This window comes from Stenotrophomonas sp. GbtcB23, assembly GCF_019091045.1.
GTDB lineage: Bacteria > Pseudomonadota > Gammaproteobacteria > Xanthomonadales > Xanthomonadaceae > Stenotrophomonas > Stenotrophomonas rhizophila_A.
In genome coordinates, this window is the sequence record NZ_JAGXKC010000016.1 from 1 (window position 1) to 15,036 (window position 15,036).

Annotated in this window: 15 protein-coding genes; 6 read left to right on the forward strand and 9 right to left on the reverse strand. The window is 68.0% G+C overall.

The features are described from left to right. On the reverse strand, positions 1-232 hold a 232-nt coding region (locus KVS69_RS08675), incomplete at its 3' end, for a hypothetical protein (protein ID WP_217537778.1). A 220-nt stretch (positions 233-452) separates the two neighbouring features. Here KVS69_RS08675 and bfr point away from each other — a divergent pair. Continuing rightward, complete coding sequence (gene bfr / locus KVS69_RS08680) at positions 453-923, forward strand: bacterioferritin (RefSeq protein WP_068854278.1); 471 nt, start codon at positions 453-455, stop codon at positions 921-923. A 1-nt stretch (position 924) separates the two neighbouring features. Here the strand turns inward: bfr and KVS69_RS08685 are convergent, their stop codons facing one another. The 3 genes from KVS69_RS08685 to KVS69_RS08695 are packed head-to-tail and all read right to left on the reverse strand — an operon-like array spanning position 925 to position 5,783. Further along, positions 925-3,219, reverse strand: a complete 2,295-nt coding sequence (locus tag KVS69_RS08685; protein WP_217537812.1) for a hybrid sensor histidine kinase/response regulator — start codon at positions 3,217-3,219, stop codon at positions 925-927. Between the two features lie 38 nt (positions 3,220-3,257). Continuing rightward, on the reverse strand, positions 3,258-5,135 hold the full coding sequence (locus KVS69_RS08690) for an EAL domain-containing response regulator (protein ID WP_217537779.1): 1,878 nt from the start codon (positions 5,133-5,135) through the stop codon (positions 3,258-3,260). Positions 5,136-5,159: 24 nt separating this feature from the next. Then, positions 5,160-5,783 (reverse strand): DUF4126 domain-containing protein, encoded by a 624-nt coding sequence (locus KVS69_RS08695; protein ID WP_068854276.1) that lies wholly within the window; start codon positions 5,781-5,783, stop codon positions 5,160-5,162. 182 nt (positions 5,784-5,965) lie between these two features. On the opposite strand from KVS69_RS08695, the gene KVS69_RS08700 reads away from it, so the two are divergent. From KVS69_RS08700 to ampE, 5 genes are all read left to right on the forward strand, one after another. After that, complete coding sequence (locus KVS69_RS08700) at positions 5,966-6,718, forward strand: DUF6776 family protein (protein WP_068854275.1); 753 nt, start codon at positions 5,966-5,968, stop codon at positions 6,716-6,718. A gap of 4 nt (positions 6,719-6,722) precedes the next feature. After that, positions 6,723-7,187: a polymer-forming cytoskeletal protein gene (locus KVS69_RS08705; RefSeq protein WP_068854274.1), complete on the forward strand. Its 465-nt coding sequence runs from the start codon at positions 6,723-6,725 to the stop codon at positions 7,185-7,187. 46 nt (positions 7,188-7,233) lie between these two features. After that, a complete protein-coding gene (erpA, locus tag KVS69_RS08710; protein WP_217537780.1) occupies positions 7,234-7,629 on the forward strand; it encodes an iron-sulfur cluster insertion protein ErpA in 396 nt (131 codons plus the stop codon). 63 nt (positions 7,630-7,692) lie between these two features. Continuing rightward, a complete protein-coding gene (nudC, locus tag KVS69_RS08715) occupies positions 7,693-8,598 on the forward strand; it encodes an NAD(+) diphosphatase (protein WP_217537781.1) in 906 nt (301 codons plus the stop codon). 113 nt (positions 8,599-8,711) lie between these two features. After that, positions 8,712-9,605, forward strand: a complete 894-nt coding sequence (gene ampE, locus KVS69_RS08720; protein WP_217537782.1) for a regulatory signaling modulator protein AmpE — start codon at positions 8,712-8,714, stop codon at positions 9,603-9,605. On the opposite strand, the gene KVS69_RS08725 is transcribed toward ampE, so the two are convergent. From KVS69_RS08725 to yccS, 5 genes are all read right to left on the reverse strand, one after another. Continuing rightward, on the reverse strand, positions 9,602-10,021 hold the full coding sequence (locus KVS69_RS08725; RefSeq protein WP_184125906.1) for a DUF2752 domain-containing protein: 420 nt from the start codon (positions 10,019-10,021) through the stop codon (positions 9,602-9,604). The genes ampE and KVS69_RS08725 overlap by 4 nt on opposite strands. A gap of 65 nt (positions 10,022-10,086) precedes the next feature. Next, complete coding sequence (locus KVS69_RS08730; RefSeq protein ID WP_068854269.1) at positions 10,087-10,365, reverse strand: CD225/dispanin family protein; 279 nt, start codon at positions 10,363-10,365, stop codon at positions 10,087-10,089. A 43-nt stretch (positions 10,366-10,408) separates the two neighbouring features. Next, a complete protein-coding gene (locus tag KVS69_RS08735) occupies positions 10,409-10,690 on the reverse strand; it encodes a CD225/dispanin family protein (RefSeq protein WP_237334373.1) in 282 nt (93 codons plus the stop codon). Positions 10,691-10,852: 162 nt separating this feature from the next. Beyond that, the gene (locus KVS69_RS08740; RefSeq protein ID WP_217537783.1) at positions 10,853-12,742 is read right to left on the reverse strand and encodes an MFS transporter; all 1,890 of its coding nucleotides are present in this window, start codon (positions 12,740-12,742) and stop codon (positions 10,853-10,855) included. Between the two features lie 29 nt (positions 12,743-12,771). Next, positions 12,772-14,949 (reverse strand): YccS family putative transporter, encoded by a 2,178-nt coding sequence (gene yccS, locus KVS69_RS08745; protein WP_217537784.1) that lies wholly within the window; start codon positions 14,947-14,949, stop codon positions 12,772-12,774. Between the last annotated feature and the right edge of the window lie 87 nt (positions 14,950-15,036).

Here is a 15,036-nt window from a genome sequence, read left to right on the forward strand (position 1 = left end):
TCAGTGTCTCGCCCACCCATTCGCGGCCATCGGGCACGCGCTGTGCAAGCAGGTAGTGGAACCAGTTGCGCCACTCCTGCCGCTGGCCGAACGACACGACGCCCGACGCGATCTCTGCGAGTGGCGCCAGGATGTCGCGGGCCGGCAGTGCGTCCAGGTCGCCCATCAGCTCAGGGAAGTGGCGGCGATCATCTCCCATGAACCAGGCCTCGCCCATGGGAGTCTTCGGCATGGGGTAATGGTCACGAAGCCGAGCGAGCGCCGCAGGGTCGATGCCTGTACCCGGTCGCCACACGTATCCTTTGTTCATGCGCCTTCCATCCGGTGGATTTCACGTTACGTGAATAAAACGACTTCTGGCGGGATTGCGCAACTAAGGTTGATTCGCGTTCCTTCATCGGTCAGCGCAACGCGCTACAGTGCCGGCGTTTTCACGCTGCAGGAGCAGGGTCATGAAAGGCGACACGAAGGTCATCGAATTCCTCAACAAGGTCCTCTACAACGAGCTGACCGCGATCAACCAGTACTTCCTGCATGCCAAGATGCTGAAGAACTGGGGTCTGAAGGAACTGGCCGACCACGAGTACAAGGAATCGATCGAGGAGATGAAGCACGCTGACGTGCTCTCCGATCGCATCCTGTTCCTTGAAGGCCTGCCGAACTTCCAGGCGCTGGGCAAGCTGCGCATCGGCGAGAACCCCACCGAGATCCTGCAGTGCGACCTGGCGCTTGAGCGCGAAGGCACCGTCACCCTGCGCGAAGCGGTGGCTTATGCCGATTCGGTAGGCGATTACGTCAGCCGCCAGCTGTTCGTGAAGATCCTCGACAACGAGGAAGAGCATATCGACTGGCTGGAAACCCAGCTGGAACTGATCGAGCGCATCGGCGAGCCGAATTACCTGCTCACCAAACTGGAAGACTGATTCAGCGCGCGGCCGTGGCGCCGATGCCGGCCTGGTAGCCGGCCAGCGCCAGCCGTGCACGCGCGTATTCGGCAATCAGCAGCGCCACGGCCACGGCCGGGCGCTCCAGCGTGCCGGCGCGGGCGTCGTGTTCAATCCGACGTGCCGCCACCGACAACGCCATCGCCCCCACGTTCGCACTGGCCGACTTCAGGCTGTGCGCCAGCGCGCGCAGCGTTTCCAGGTCGGCGGCCACCGACGCGTCCTGCAGCTGCCGGATCAAGGGCGGGGTGTCTTCCAGGAACACGGCGATGATGGTGGCGGTCTCCGCACCAATCACCTCCTGCAGCTCATCCAGCACACCGGTGTCGAGCACCCCGGGCGAGACGTCGTCATTGCCGTTGTCTGCGGCCGGCGGCGGCAGGGGCGGCGGCAATGGGGTGGGTGCCGGAGCCCGCGCCGGCGCGGGTGTATTGCGCGCGTCGGCGGCGTTGTCTTCCATCGTCAACTGCCAGCGCAGCAGGCAGGCCTGCAGCGACTCGCGGTTGACCGGCTTGGACAGGTAATCGTCCATGCCCGCCTGCAGGCAGCGCTCGCGGTCGCCGGCCATCGCGTTGGCGGTCATCGCCACGATCGGCAGCCGGGTGCGGCCTTCCGCCGCTTCCTGCTCACGCCAGCGACGGGTGGCGCTGTAGCCATCCAGGACCGGCATCTGGCAATCCATCAGCACCAGGTCGAAGGCGCGGGTCTGCAGCTGATGCAGGCCCTGTTCGCCATCGGTGGCGGTGGTGACGGTGCAGCCCAGCACCTGCAGCAGGCGCTGGGCGACCAGCAGGTTGACGCTGTTGTCTTCCACCAGCAGCAGGCGCAGGCCCAGCTGCGGCGCGTCCACTGGACCGCTGTACGGCTCCACGCTGGCCAGCAGGGGGGCCGGGCGCGCACTGGCCAATGCCGGGCGCAGCACCGCATGCAGGTCCACGTCACCGGCCTCGCGCGGCAACACGCAGGTGTTCTCGCGCAGCAGCGCGGCCAGCGGCTCGTCGCCCTGCAGCCAGAGCAGGCGCGGGGTGGGCGTGCGGGCATCGTGCAGCACCGCGCGGTGCAGGGCGGTGGCGCCGTGGCGTAGTGCATGGGTGTCGGCGATCACCCAGGCAAGGTCCGGCTCGATCCCCGGGCGTACCGGCGCGCGCAGGATGTCCAGCGCGGCGGATGCGCTGTCCACCGTGTGCAGGCGGATGTCGTGGTGCTGCAGCACGCGCTGCAGGCGTTGCACCAGCAGCGGGTCTTCGCTGACCAGCAGGGCGCGCGTGGTGAGCGGCGCGGCCGGCAGGTCGCCGACGACCTTCAGCAGCGGAATCTCGAACCAGAACGTGGCGCCGTGGCGCGGGGTCGAACTCACCCCGATGTTGCCGTGCATGAGGTCGATGATGCGCTTGCAGATGGCCAGGCCCAGGCCGGTGCCGCCGTAGATGCGCGTGGTGGAGGCATCGGCCTGGCTGAAGGACTGGAACAGGCGCGCCTGCAGGGTGCCGTCGATGCCGATGCCGGTGTCGATGACTTCGAAGCGCAGCTGGTGCTGGCTGGCGGTCTCGCCCTGGCGGGTCACGCGCAGGCGGATCTGGCCGCGCTCGGTGAACTTGATGGCGTTCACCATCAGGTTGCCCAGCACCTGGCGCAGCCGCACCGGGTCGCCGCGCACCGACAGGCGCACGGCGGGGTCCAGTTCCAGCGACACCGCCAGGCCCTTGGCTTCAGCGCTGCGCTGCATGAGCTGGACGATGCCCTCCAGCAGCTCGCGCAGGTTGAACGTCGTGATTTCCAGGTCCAGGCCTTTGGCCTCCAGCCGGGAGTAATCCAGGATGTCATCGACGATGCGCAGCAGCTGCTGCGAACTGACCGTGGCGGTCTGCAGCATCTGCCGCTGGTCGGTGCCCAGCTGGCCGCGCGCGATAAGGTCCAGCATCGGCAGGATGCCGTTGAGCGGCGTGCGGATCTCGTGGCTCATGGTGGCCAGGAACTCGCCCTTGGCCAGCGCGGCGGCCTCGGCCGCCTGCTTGGCCTGCAGCAGCTCCTGTTCCAGCATGTCCTGCTGCTGCATGGCGCGCTGCAGGTGGTCGCGCTCAACGGCCAGCGCCTCGTGGCGGCGCTGCCCCAGGGCCAGCTGCGCCTGCACCTCGCGCCAGCGGCTCACGCCGACCAGCGCGGCGATCAGCGCCACTGCGGCGGTGGCAGCGGCAATGATCGGCCATGGGCCGTTGGCGCCGGCGGCGGCCATGCCGCTGGCGGTAGCGGCAAGGGCGGCCGCGATCGCCGCCAGCCACAGTGCGAAGGGAACCCGTCCTTGGGCCGTCATGGTCAGAGCACCGCGGTGTGGAAGTCGAAGTTCAGCTCGCTCCCGGCCGACTGCACCATGTTGCCTTGGATGAAATCGACCCCGCCCATCCACATCGCCGCTGCGGCCTGCGGGTCTTCGATCTGCTGGCCGATGATCTGTGCCCCGGCACGGTGCGCGGCATCGATCGCGCCACGCAGTTCATCGCGGGTCTGCTGGTTGGCATGGCTGCTGGAGAAACGGGCGGCCATCCGCACGAATGCCAGCGGCAGCTGGCCAAGCAGGGCATTGGCTTCACCGCTGGGCTCGAACTGGCTCAGGCAGAAGCGCACCCCGGCCGCGCTCATGCGCGAGCAGAACTGCTGCAGGGTGACGGTGTGGATCAGTGCGTCGGGCAGGCGCACGTCAATGACCAGCGCGCTGCCGGGCAGCCCACGCTGCTGCAGCGTTTCCAGCAACCAGTCGGCGAAAGCATCGCGGGCCAGGGTGCGCAGCGACTGCGACACGAACAGGCTCAGCGGCTGGGTCGCGTGCCGGTACAGATCGAGCAGGCCCAGCGCATGGTCCAGCACCTGCTGGTCGAGGTCGGCGATTCGACCGGCCGCTTCCGCAGCGGGGATCACCTGGCCCGCGTTGAGTACGCTGCCATCGGCCTGGCGCAGGCGCAGCAGCACCTGGTATTGGGCGGTGTTGCCACCGGCCACCGCCACGATCGGCTGGTAGGCCGGTTCCAGCTGACCTTCGAGCATGGCCAGGTGTTCCTGCGCGGCGACGTCCTCGCGGCGCACATGCGCGGCCACGCCGGAGGGCAGCAGCCGCGCCTGCAGCGTGGTGCGCTCCACCGCTTCCAGCGCCGTGCCGGCATCGCCAAAGCCACCGGAGAGCTGGGCATGCCCGACCACGCCGCGCAGGTGCACCGATTCCTCATCGCGGATCACGAACGAGCGCGCGGACAGTTCATCGCGCAGCTGGTGCGCCATCGCGTCCAGTGATTCTTCGTCCAGGCCACGCGCCACGACCAGGAAGCTGTTGTCGTTCAGGCGCGCCAGCAGGTGCGGGTGCGCGTTGTCGGCCAGCCGCTGCGCGGCCTGCACCATCAGCCGTTCGAACGCGGCATAGCCGTAGCGTTCGCGCAGGCCCAGGGCACTGGCCACCTCGATGAAAAACAGGCCGCCATGCTCGCCGTGCGCCAGCGCCGCGCCGAGCTGATGCATCACGTGGTGGCGGGTCGGCAGGCCGGTCTCCGGGTTGTTCATGGCCGGCGCGCCCTGCGCACCCGGCTGCAGCGCCGCCTGCGCGCGGGCGCGGCGGATGCGGTTGGACACGGCGGCAATCAGGTGGCGCGGTCGGATCGGCTTGCTCAGGAAATCATCGGCCCCGCTGTCGAGCACTTCGAACTGGCGCTCCGGGTCCGGGTCGCCGCTGAGGAATACGATCGGCAGCAGCTGCTGGCCGGGCTGCTGGCGGATCAGCGCGGTCAGGCGCATGCCATCCAGGCCGGGCAGGTGCAGGTCCATCAGGATCAGGTCCGGGCGCTGTTCGTTGATCACCTGCTGCACGCCTTCGGCATCGCTGTGCACGATCGCTTCCATGCCGGCGCCATGCAGCACGCTCTGTGCGAACAGGGCCTGCGAGCGGTCGTCTTCGACGATCAGCACACGGTAGGGCGCCTCGCTGCCCAGCGGCGGCGTAGTGGCATCGTCCTGCTGCCACTGCGATGGCGGCAGCACCGGCGGGGTGGACACGGCAGCGGCGGCGGCAGCGTTGAGCGGCACCACGTTGCTGGGCGCGGGCGCCACGGCGGGCGCGTCGGCGCTGGCCCAGCGCTGCCAATGATCGGCGGGCGGGGTTTCGGCGCGGGTGGCGCGGGTGGATGCAACAGCGTTGTCTTGGACGGCCATCAGTACTCCCAGTCTGCGGCGCGATTATGCGGCATCGCGGTCGGCCAGTGCCCCGGGCTTTCCCGCCGGTTGCCGCAGCAGCCAGCGCATGCCCTTCCACAGGGTGCGCCAGACCAGCCAGACCACCAGCGCGCCCACCAGGCTGCAGGCCACCACGACGATCAATGCCAGCCACGGGTGCGCCAGCGCCAACGCCAGGCCGCCCACCACCACCGTGTCTTCCGCGGCCGAGGCGACCCAGTTGCTGGCCGGTTCGGGCGAGGTATTGAGCAGGGCGCGGGTACCCGATTTCAGGCCATGGCTGGCCAGGGCCACGCCGGCACCTGCGGCCAGCGCCGTGGTGCTGAGTTCGCCCGTGGGCGAGAGCGTGGCTGCAGCCAGGAAGGCGCCCGCCGGTACCCGGGCCAGGGTCTGCACCAGGTCCCAGGCCGAGTCCACCCCGGGGATCTTGTCGGCGAAGAATTCGGTGATGGCCAGCGCGGCCGAGGTGCCCAGCACCCACCACGACTCGGTCGCCTGCAGCGCCGGCGGCAGCTCGACCCAGCCCAGCATGCCGGCCAGGCCCACCCCGAACACCGTGAGGTACACGCGGATGCCGGCCAGCCAGGCCAGCAGGATGCCGATCACGAACAGGTGGGCCTCGGTCATGGCAGGCGCTCCGGCGAAAGTGTGCACAGGCCCACACTATCGGGGATGACGTCCCTGAACGCTACTGCCCCGCAGGGGGTCAGGGGCGAAAAATGTGCCAACCCTGACTTACACTAAGCAGTCGCTCTTCCCGACAGGGGCCGTGTCGGTATCGCCCAAGCTGCGGTGCCGCCGTATTCGCCATGAACAACCCGACACCTTCCCGCATCCAGATCCGCCGCCCCGGAACCCCGGTGGCGCCCGATCGCCGCCGGCTGCTGATCCTGGCCGGCATCTGGCTGGCCAGCCTGGTCCTGGCCGCGCTGCTGGGGCGCTGGACCGCCGGCCCCGGCGGTGACGCCGGCCGCCAGCTGGACGCCGCCCAAGCGCGTGCCGAAACGCTGCAGAAGCAGGTGGTGGAACTGCAGCAGACCCAGGCCACCCTGCAGGCGTCGGACCGGATCAGCCGCGCGGCCAACAACGAGGTGCAGACCTCGCTGGGCGAGCGCGACGAGGAAATCGCCGGCCTGCGTGCCGACGTGGCCTTCTACGAACGCCTGGTCGGGTCCACCAGCCAGCGCAAGGGCCTGAACACCCATTCCATTGAATTTTCGCCGGAAACGGCGGGCACCTGGCAGTACGCCGTAGTGCTGACCCAGAACCTCAACCGTGGCGCGATCAGCCAGGGCCAGATGCGGTTTACGGTTGAAGGCGTCAAGGACGGCAAGTTGACCTCGGTCAGCTGGGACGAGCTGCACCAGCGCACCAAGGTGCCGGGCCAGGAGTATTCCTTCCGGTACTTCCAGCAGCTCACCGGCAGCGTCATGTTGCCCAAGGACTTCACCCCGCAACGTGTGCGGGTCACGCTGGGAAGCGGCGCAGGGGGCGCCACCCAGGTATTCGACTGGAAGCAGTCCGGAGCACCGGCTGCAGCAACGGCAAAAGAAGGGGAGTAAGCCCATGTTTGGCAGCAACAAATCCAACCGCGACGGGCATCTGGTCGTGGACGCGCTGATCGGCGCGCAGGTGGTGATCCGGGGAGACGTGGAATTCAGCGGTGGCCTGTATGTGGAAGGCACCATCCTGGGCAAGGTGATCGCCCAGGAAGGCGCGACCACGGCCACTCTCACGCTGGCCGAGCAGGGCAGCATCGAAGGCGAGATCCGCGCCCACGTGGTGGTGCTCAGTGGCCGCCTGGATGGCGACGTGCACGCCAGCGAGCGGGTCGAGCTGACCCCCAGCGCCCGGGTCACCGGCAATGTCCACTACCAGGTGGTGGAAATGAACGCAGGCGCCCAGCTGACCGGCCGTCTCATCCATGGTGGCGCCCAGATGGCGCTGCCGCCGCCGGCCGACGACAGTGCCGACCGCAAGGACGGCAAGGACGGCAACGCGCGCAGGAAGCTGGCCGACGCCATGGCCTGAACGGCCGGTGCTTGAAAGCGTGCCCATGCACCCCCATGCTGGGGGCATGAGCACGCTAGTTTCCCTGCCCGGCGCCCCCACCCCCGCCGCTGCGCCGAATTACCAGTCGCTGGACCGTCCCCTGAACTTCACCGAAGCCGCTGCGGCCAAGGTCAAGGAACTGATCCAGGACGAGGCCAGCGATGTATTGGCCCTGCGCGTCTACATCCAGGGCGGTGGCTGTTCCGGTTTCCAGTACGGCTTCGAGTTCGACGAGAACCGCGCCGAGGATGACCTGGCCGTGGACACCAACGGCGTCACCCTGCTGGTCGATCCGCTCAGCCTGCAGTACCTGATGGGCGCCGAAGTGGATTACACCGAAAGCCTGACCGGCGCGCAGTTCGTGATCCGCAATCCGAATGCGAAGACCACCTGCGGCTGCGGCAGCAGTTTCAGCATGTGATCGCCACCGCGGTGCCGCACGGCACCGCTTGCTGTTCCGGTTGAATCGCGGCAGGCTTCAGGGATGTCCAATGTCTCCTTGCCGCTTGCCGGTTTTGCTTTCACCACCGACCCCCTTGAACGCGCCGATACCCTGCGCGACGACGCCGATGCGTTGTTGCGGCTGTGGCCGCAGGCGCACGTGCTGGTGCTGGATCCCGATGGCCGCGCGCTGGCCGGTGACGACGGCCAGCCGCTGGCGCTGACCGGCGCCCAGGTCGGGGGCGGCCCCGGCACGGCCATCTTCCTCGGCCTGCGCGGCGAGCAGGCGTGGTTCTCGGTCGAATCGGCCGCCGTCGATATCGCGGCGCCCCAGCGCGTGGACCTGCGCGAATCGGCCACCACCTGGTCGGCCGCCGATGCCAGCGCCTTCTGTTATGCCCGCGGCATGTCGTACTGGCAGTCCCGCACCCGCTTCTGCGGCGTGTGCGGCGGCGCCGTGGCCTTCACCCGGGGGGGCTTCATCGGCCGCTGCGTCGCGTGCAGCACCGAACACTACCCGCGCGTGGACCCGGCGGTGATCGTGGCGGTGGAAAGCAACGGGCGCCTGCTGCTCGGCCGCCAGGCCAACTGGGCCCCGCGCCGTTACTCGGTGCTGGCCGGGTTCGTGGAGCCCGGCGAATCGCTGGAACAGACCGTGGTCCGCGAGGTCTTTGAGGAAAGCAAGGTACGGGTGCGCAGCTGTCGCTACCTCGGTACCCAGCCATGGCCGTTCCCGGGCGCGCTGATGCTCGGCTTCAGCGCCACGGCCGAAGACGACGTGCCCACCGTGGATGGCGAGCTGGAAGACGCGCGCTGGTTCACTGCCGAGGAAGTGGGCGCGGCGCTGGCCCGTGACATCGAGGACGATGGGGTGGGCATCCGCCTGTCGCCGCCGATCTCGATTTCACGCAGCCTGATCGAGCACTGGTACCGCAGCCAGGTGAGCTGACCCGGGCACCACGTTGCCGCTGCCTGAACACGGGGCGGCATACATTACCTGTGACCCGGGGAATTGCCGGGTCCCAAGGCATAGTAGCGCCCAGAAACCGAACGGAGGCCGCCATGTTCACCACCCTGGTCGCAGTACTGGTCGCCTTGGCCCTGGGCCACGTCGCGCCGGCCGCGGCCGTGTCGCTGCGTCGATTCGGCTGGTACCGGCGCTGGCTGCAGTGGTTGAACGCTCACGCGGCCGAAACCGGCTTCTGGCGTGGGCGCCACGGCTGGCTGGTGGCGGTGGTTCCGTTCGTGCTGGTGCTGGCCCTGCTGCAATGGGCGCTGCATGACCGCCTGTTCGGGTTGCCGTCGCTGCTGCTGGGCATCGCCACGCTGGTGATGTGCTGGGGTCCGCGCGACCTGGACCGCGACGTGGAAGCGGTGATCGACGCCGATGACGCGCACGCCCGGCATTCGGCCATCGGCCAACTGCAGTCCGCCGGCGGCAGCCTGCACGAGGACGTGCCCTCGCTGGTGGAAGCCACCGTGCTCAACGCACTGCGGCGCTGGTTCGCGGTGCTGTTCTGGTTCCTGCTGCTGGGCCCGGCAGGCGCGCTGGCGTACCGCCTGCTCGCGCTGCTGGCCGTGGGGCCGATGCGCTCGTTGGCCGACGTGGAGACGGTGGTGGGCGCACGCCAGCTGCTGTCGTGGCTGGAGTGGCCGGTGGCGCAGCTGATGTCGCTGTCGATGGCGCTGGTGGGTAACTTCGATACGGCCTTCAAGGCCTGGCGCGAGGCGCACGGCAGTAGTTGGGCCGCGTCCACCGATTTTCTGGGCGCCGTGGCGCGCGCCAGTGTCAGTGCCGAACTGCGCGAAGACGCGCACGATTACAGCGATGCGGGCATGGTGCCGGTGTGGCGCCGCCTGCCGGAGCTGCGCGATGCGATGAGCCTGGTCTGGCGCATGCTGTTGTTGTGGATGGCAGCGCTTGCGTTGCTGGTCATCGCCGGTTGGGTGACCTAGGGCGCCAACAGCGCGAACGGCATCCATGGCAGGTTGCGCAGCACTGCATAGCCGACCAGCAGCACCAGCCAGAAGGTGGGATTGGCCAGCACCCGCATCAGCGGGTCCAGTGCGCGCATGCGCACGCCTGCGTTGTTGAGCAGCATCAACAGCAGGAATGGCAGCGAGATCACCAGCAGCGGATTCATCGCCATCGCGCCGGACCAGTCGAAGTGGACCAGCGAATACAGGCAGCGGGTGCTGCCACAGCCGGGACAGTACAACCCGGTCAACGCATACAGCGGGCAACCCGGCAGCGGGCTGTTGCTGGCATACGGGCTGACATGACGCAGCACTGCGGTTGCGCCCACGGCCAGCCCGGCCGTGACGGCCAGCGGCGCCCAGCGCGACAGGGTGGAACGGGAAGGCAGGCTCATGACGGCAGAACGGCCCGAGCCGGGCACCCTGCGCGGGCGCCGGACCGGGCCGTCCAAGGGGGCGATCAGTAGTTGCCGCCGCTCATTGCGCCGCCAACGCCCATCACCACCACCAGGATGATGTAGAGCACGATGGCCACGACGCCGATGATGGCCGACCACATGGCCCACTTCTTGGCGTTGTTCGACGATTCCTGCGCGCCGGCGATGTCACCCGAGGCCAGCTTGCCATTGACCTGGGCGGCATACACGATCGAGACGATGCCGGCCGGCAGGCAGCAGAACAGGGTGGTCAGGATGGCCCAGACCAGGTGGTTGGGGACTTGCGGGGCAGTGGCGTTCATCAGTGAAGCTCCATTTTCTTGGGTGGGTTGAACGAAGGGTGTTTCACAGGTCGGAAAGAGCGCCCAGCGCGGCCATGCCGCCAAACAGGCCAAACCACAACAGCAGCAGTACCGGCAGGGCCAGCGCCGATGCCAATGCCCATCCACCGGCCTTGCGCGATGCGTCGTAGGCACCGGCCAGGTCGCCGGCCGCGCGGCGGCCATCGACCTGGGCCGCGTACACGATCGACACCACGCCCAACGGCAGGCAGCAGAACAACGTTGTCAGGATCGCCCAGACCAGATGGTTGGGGACGACAACGCCCGACGGGGTCGGTGGCGGCAGATGATTCAAGTACGACTCCATTCCATTGGTTGTCCCTTGGCATCTCCCAACGCCAAGTGACACCCCCTATGGGCGGTAATCTACCCGATGTTCCCGCCGATGTATGCGTTTACATGAGCGCCGCAATGGATTTCTTTGCGGAATACCCTGATCTGGTCGCTTTCAGCCTTGATCGCCGCGCAGTGTTCTGACCTGCGCTTCCAGCCCCTCGGCGGTGGCCGCTGCGCCGTCGACCGGCGGGCCGGCCATGACCTCGACGTGGGCGCGCAGGCGGCGCGGCACCCGCATGCGCCCCAAGCGCGTATCGCGCCGGCTCCACATGCTGGCCCACATGCCGCGCAGTGCCATCGGCACCACCGGCACCGGCCGGCGCTCGAGGATCTTCTCCACGCCGGATTTGAAGGCGGCCATTTCGCCATCGCGGGTCAGCGCGCCTTCGGGGAAGATGCAGACCAGCTCACCGTCGGCCAGCGCGCTGTCCACTTCATCGAACGCGGCCTGCATCAGCGCCGGGTCCTCGCGCGCGCCGGCAATCGGAATGGCCTTGGCGGTGCGGAAGATCCAGCGCATCACCGGGATGTTGAAGATCTTGTAATACATGACGAAGCGCACCGGGCGCGGGATCGTCGCCGAGAGGATCAGCGCGTCCATGTAGCTGACATGGTTGCAGACGATCAGCGCGGCGCCTTCATCCGGCACGTTGGCTTCAATGCCATGCAGGCGCAGGCGGTACAGGAAGCGCACCATCACCCAGCTGAGGAACCGCATCAGGAATTCGGGCACGATGGTGAAGATGTAGACCGCCACCACCGCATTGGCGATCGCCAGCGCCAGGAACAGCTGCGGGATCGTCCAGTGCAGGAATTTCTGCGTGGCCAGCGCAATCATCGCCGCGGCGACGATGAAGCCGGAATTCTGGATGTTGAGTGCGGCGAACACGCGCGACATTTCCGACTTGGGCGTGCGGCTCTGGATCAACGCGAACAACGGCACCACGAAGAAGCCGGTAAACAGACCGATGCCTACCAGGTCGACGATGATGCGCACGCTGCCCGGTGCGGCCACGAAGGCGGCCACGCCCAGGCCCGCCGTGGTGGCGGTGCCGGCGCGCGCGAAGTACAGGTCCAGCATGAAGGCGGTCATGCCGAAGGCGCCCAACGGCACCAGGCCGATTTCCACGGTGCGGCCGGACAGCTTTTCGCACAGCAGCGAGCCCACGCCGGTGCCGATCGAAAACAGCGCCAGCGCGAAGATGTACAGGGTCGGTTCGCCGCCCAGGTTGACCACCGCATAGGTGGGCAGCTGCGAGGTGAGCATGGTGCCGACGAACCAGAACCACGACACGCCGAGGATGGCATTGGCCACGGCCTTCTGTTTCTTGGCCAGGCGCAGCACCGCCAGCGATTCCGGGATGGGGTTCCAGTTGATCTTCAGGTCGGGCGCGCCGGCATCGACCTTCGGGATCATGCGCGCGGTGATGTTGCCGGCAATGGCCAGCGCGATCACTGCCGTTGCCGCCACGATCGGACCGAAACTGCCGGCCAGGGTGAAGATGATGCCGCCGCTGATCATGCCGGTCAGGATCGACATGGAGGTGCCCATCTCGACCAGGCCGTTGCCGCCGGTGAGCTCTTCGGGCTTGAGCACCGAGGGCAGCACCGAGTACTTCACCGGGCCGAACAGCGTGGACTGCAGGCCGGTGCAGAACAGGGCGACGAGCAGGATCGGCATGCTCTGGGTGAGGAAGCCGACCGCGGCCAGGGTCATGATCCCGATCTCCATCGTGGTGGTGATCACGATCAGCCGCGATTTCTCCAGCTTCTCGGCGATCTGACCGGCCAGGGCGGAGAACAGGAAGTAGGGCAGGATGAAGATGGCCGGCGCCAGCGTGGTGTACAGCGACTGCTCGGCCTGGCTCACGCCGAGGTAGAACAGCAGGCCGATGATGGCCTGGCGGTATACGTTGTCGTTGAACGCCCCCAGCGACTGCACGATGAAGAAGGGCAGGAAGCGGCGCTGGCGGAGCAGGGCGAACTGACTGTGGCCGGACATGGAATCTCCTTGCGAACCGGCGCAGCCTATCACGCAGCCCCGGTCCCTATTTCGTTCGCGGCGGCGCGCAGCTTGGGCAGCAGGCGCAGCATCAGGCCGATCTGGGTGCGGATCAGCTGCAGCTTCGGCGGCATCTCATCATTGAGCTGCTCCAGCTGCTCGGCCAGGGCCCGGTCGCCCTCGTTGGCGGCCTCGTCCACCGGTTCGCGCCGTTCCAGCGCGCCGGCGATCTGCTGCATGGCCTGCTGCACGCGTTCGCCGCTGGAACGGGCCAGGGGGTCCTGCGCATAGCTGTCCAGCTGCGCGCGGTGGGCGCCGAGCGCGGACAGGTGGCCAAGCAGGGTGTTGGACAGCGCCAGGAAGCGGAAGCCGGCGTCCAGGTTGCCGCGCACGTGGCCCGGTTCGCGCAGCATGTTGGACAGCGCGGTGGACAGGGCGACGTCTGCGTTGTGCATGTCGCGGCGGGCGATGCGGTAGGCCAGGTCGTCCTGCATGCCGCTGCCGTACTGGCCCAGCACCGCCTGCAGGTAGCCGGCGCAGCGTTCAAGCACGCGCGCCATGACCAGGTCGAGGCGGCGGCCCTGCCAGTCGGGCAGGATCAGGAACGCGGCGGCGGCGGCGATCGCGCAGCCCAGCAGGGTATCGACCAGCCGCGGCCAGATCAGCAGGAAGCCATCGCCGATGAGGTTGAAGCAGGTCAGTGCCATCACGGTGATCGCGGCCGAGGCGACCAGGTAGCGGTCGCTGCGGGTAAAGAAGAACAGCAGCGCGGAAAGCAGGGCGATCAACAATTCGATGCGCAGGTCCTGGAACAGCTGCATCAGCGCCCAGGTGAGCACCAGCCCGATCAGGGTGCCGGCGATGCGCTGGGCCAGCCGCTGGCGGGTGGCGCCGAAGTTGGGGCGGCACACGAACACGATGGTGAGCAGCACCCAGGAGCCGTTCTGGGCATTGAACAGGCGGATGGCGGCAAAGCCCACGATCAGCGCCAGCGCCATGCGCAGGCCGTGGCGGAACAGCAGCGAGCCGGGAGTGAGCTGCTGGCGGATGCGCACGCCCATTTCGCGCAGGGTATGCGGGTTGGTGTCGCGCAGGCGGGTGTCGACGTTGTCCAGGGTGGATTCGGACTGGGCCGCTTCGGACAGGCGGCGTTCGATGCTCTGCAGGTTGTGGCCAAGCAGTTCCAGCGAGGAGAGCAGGCGCTGCCATTGGGGGTTGTGCTGGGCGCGCAGCCAGGCGAGGGAATCGGTGAGGTCGGCGGTGGCCTGGCGGGTCCGGTCGCCGTACTGGAACGGCCGGCGCATGCGGATGGCGGTGCCCAGGTTGGCACACGCTTCGCCCTGCAGGGCGAGCAGGCGCTGGCAGCGGTAGAGCACGTCGCTGTGGAAGAAGGCGTCGGTGAGTGCGCCATAGGGGTAGTGCGAGGAACTGGCGCGTTCGTGGAAGTCCTGGGCCATGTAGTACAGGCGCAGGTACAGGCCGGATTGCACGCCCGGGCGGCCGGAGCGGCCGAACCGGGCCAGGATGGCGGTCTTGGCGATGTTGAGCGCTTCGACGACGCGGCGGTTCTGTTCGGCCAGGGCCAGCTGGCGCTTCTGCACGTCGGCATCGCGCACCGGTTCGAACAGGTCGGCCTTGAGCTGAAGGTAGCGGCCGAGTTCAAGGTAGAGGCGGGCGAGGCGTTCACGCACGGGGCGGTTGGCGAACAGGGCGGTCCACAGGATGGACAGCAGGCCGTACCAGAGGGCGCCGGCCAGCAGGTGGCTGACGGCGCTGATGGCCTGGGCGCGGTCGTCGGCCCCGTGCTGTTCGAGGCCGATCATGGTGTAGATGGCCAGGGTGACGGTGGCCTGGGCGATGGAGGCGTAGCGTTCGCCAAGCGCCCCGAGCAGGGTCAGGCTGAAGGTGGACAGGGCCAGGGCCGCAATGAACAGCCACGGCCAGGCGAACAGCTCGACCACGGCGGCGGCGGCCACCACGAAGCACAGCAGGGAGAGGGCGACGGATTTGGTGCGGCCCCACCAGTTGTCGTCGGTCTCGGCAATGGCGCTGGCGATGATGCCGAGGAATACGCCGGGCAGCGCAGGCAGCTGGTCCAGGTGCCAGCACACGCCCATGGCCACGGACAACGCAATGAACACCCGCAGCCCGTAGCTGGCCTTCTCATGCGCCCACAGGCGACTCAGGCGGGATTCTCGGGCGGACATGCGGACTCGTCGGGCGGTGGCGCCTCATTATTGCGTCATCGCGGTGAAGCCGACATAGCCGGTTGGCAGGTACCCACCCCCGCCGGC

What these genes read in the sequence shown, in the direction of transcription:
- KVS69_RS08730 (WP_068854269.1), bottom strand. Translation starts at nt 10,365, where the DNA reads ATGAACGCCACTGCCCCGCAAGTCCCCAACCACCTGGTCTGGGCCATC.
- nudC (WP_217537781.1), top strand. Translation starts at nt 7,693, where the DNA reads ATGTCCAATGTCTCCTTGCCGCTTGCCGGTTTTGCTTTCACCACCGAC.
- erpA (WP_217537780.1), top strand. Translation starts at nt 7,234, where the DNA reads ATGAGCACGCTAGTTTCCCTGCCCGGCGCCCCCACCCCCGCCGCTGCG.
- KVS69_RS08695 (WP_068854276.1), bottom strand. Translation starts at nt 5,783, where the DNA reads ATGACCGAGGCCCACCTGTTCGTGATCGGCATCCTGCTGGCCTGGCTG.
- KVS69_RS08705 (WP_068854274.1), top strand. Translation starts at nt 6,723, where the DNA reads ATGTTTGGCAGCAACAAATCCAACCGCGACGGGCATCTGGTCGTGGAC.
- KVS69_RS08700 (WP_068854275.1), top strand. Translation starts at nt 5,966, where the DNA reads ATGAACAACCCGACACCTTCCCGCATCCAGATCCGCCGCCCCGGAACC.
- KVS69_RS08725 (WP_184125906.1), bottom strand. Translation starts at nt 10,021, where the DNA reads ATGAGCCTGCCTTCCCGTTCCACCCTGTCGCGCTGGGCGCCGCTGGCC.
- yccS (WP_217537784.1), bottom strand. Translation starts at nt 14,949, where the DNA reads ATGTCCGCCCGAGAATCCCGCCTGAGTCGCCTGTGGGCGCATGAGAAG.
- bfr (WP_068854278.1), top strand. Translation starts at nt 453, where the DNA reads ATGAAAGGCGACACGAAGGTCATCGAATTCCTCAACAAGGTCCTCTAC.
- KVS69_RS08690 (WP_217537779.1), bottom strand. Translation starts at nt 5,135, where the DNA reads ATGGCCGTCCAAGACAACGCTGTTGCATCCACCCGCGCCACCCGCGCC.
- ampE (WP_217537782.1), top strand. Translation starts at nt 8,712, where the DNA reads ATGTTCACCACCCTGGTCGCAGTACTGGTCGCCTTGGCCCTGGGCCAC.
- KVS69_RS08740 (WP_217537783.1), bottom strand. Translation starts at nt 12,742, where the DNA reads ATGTCCGGCCACAGTCAGTTCGCCCTGCTCCGCCAGCGCCGCTTCCTG.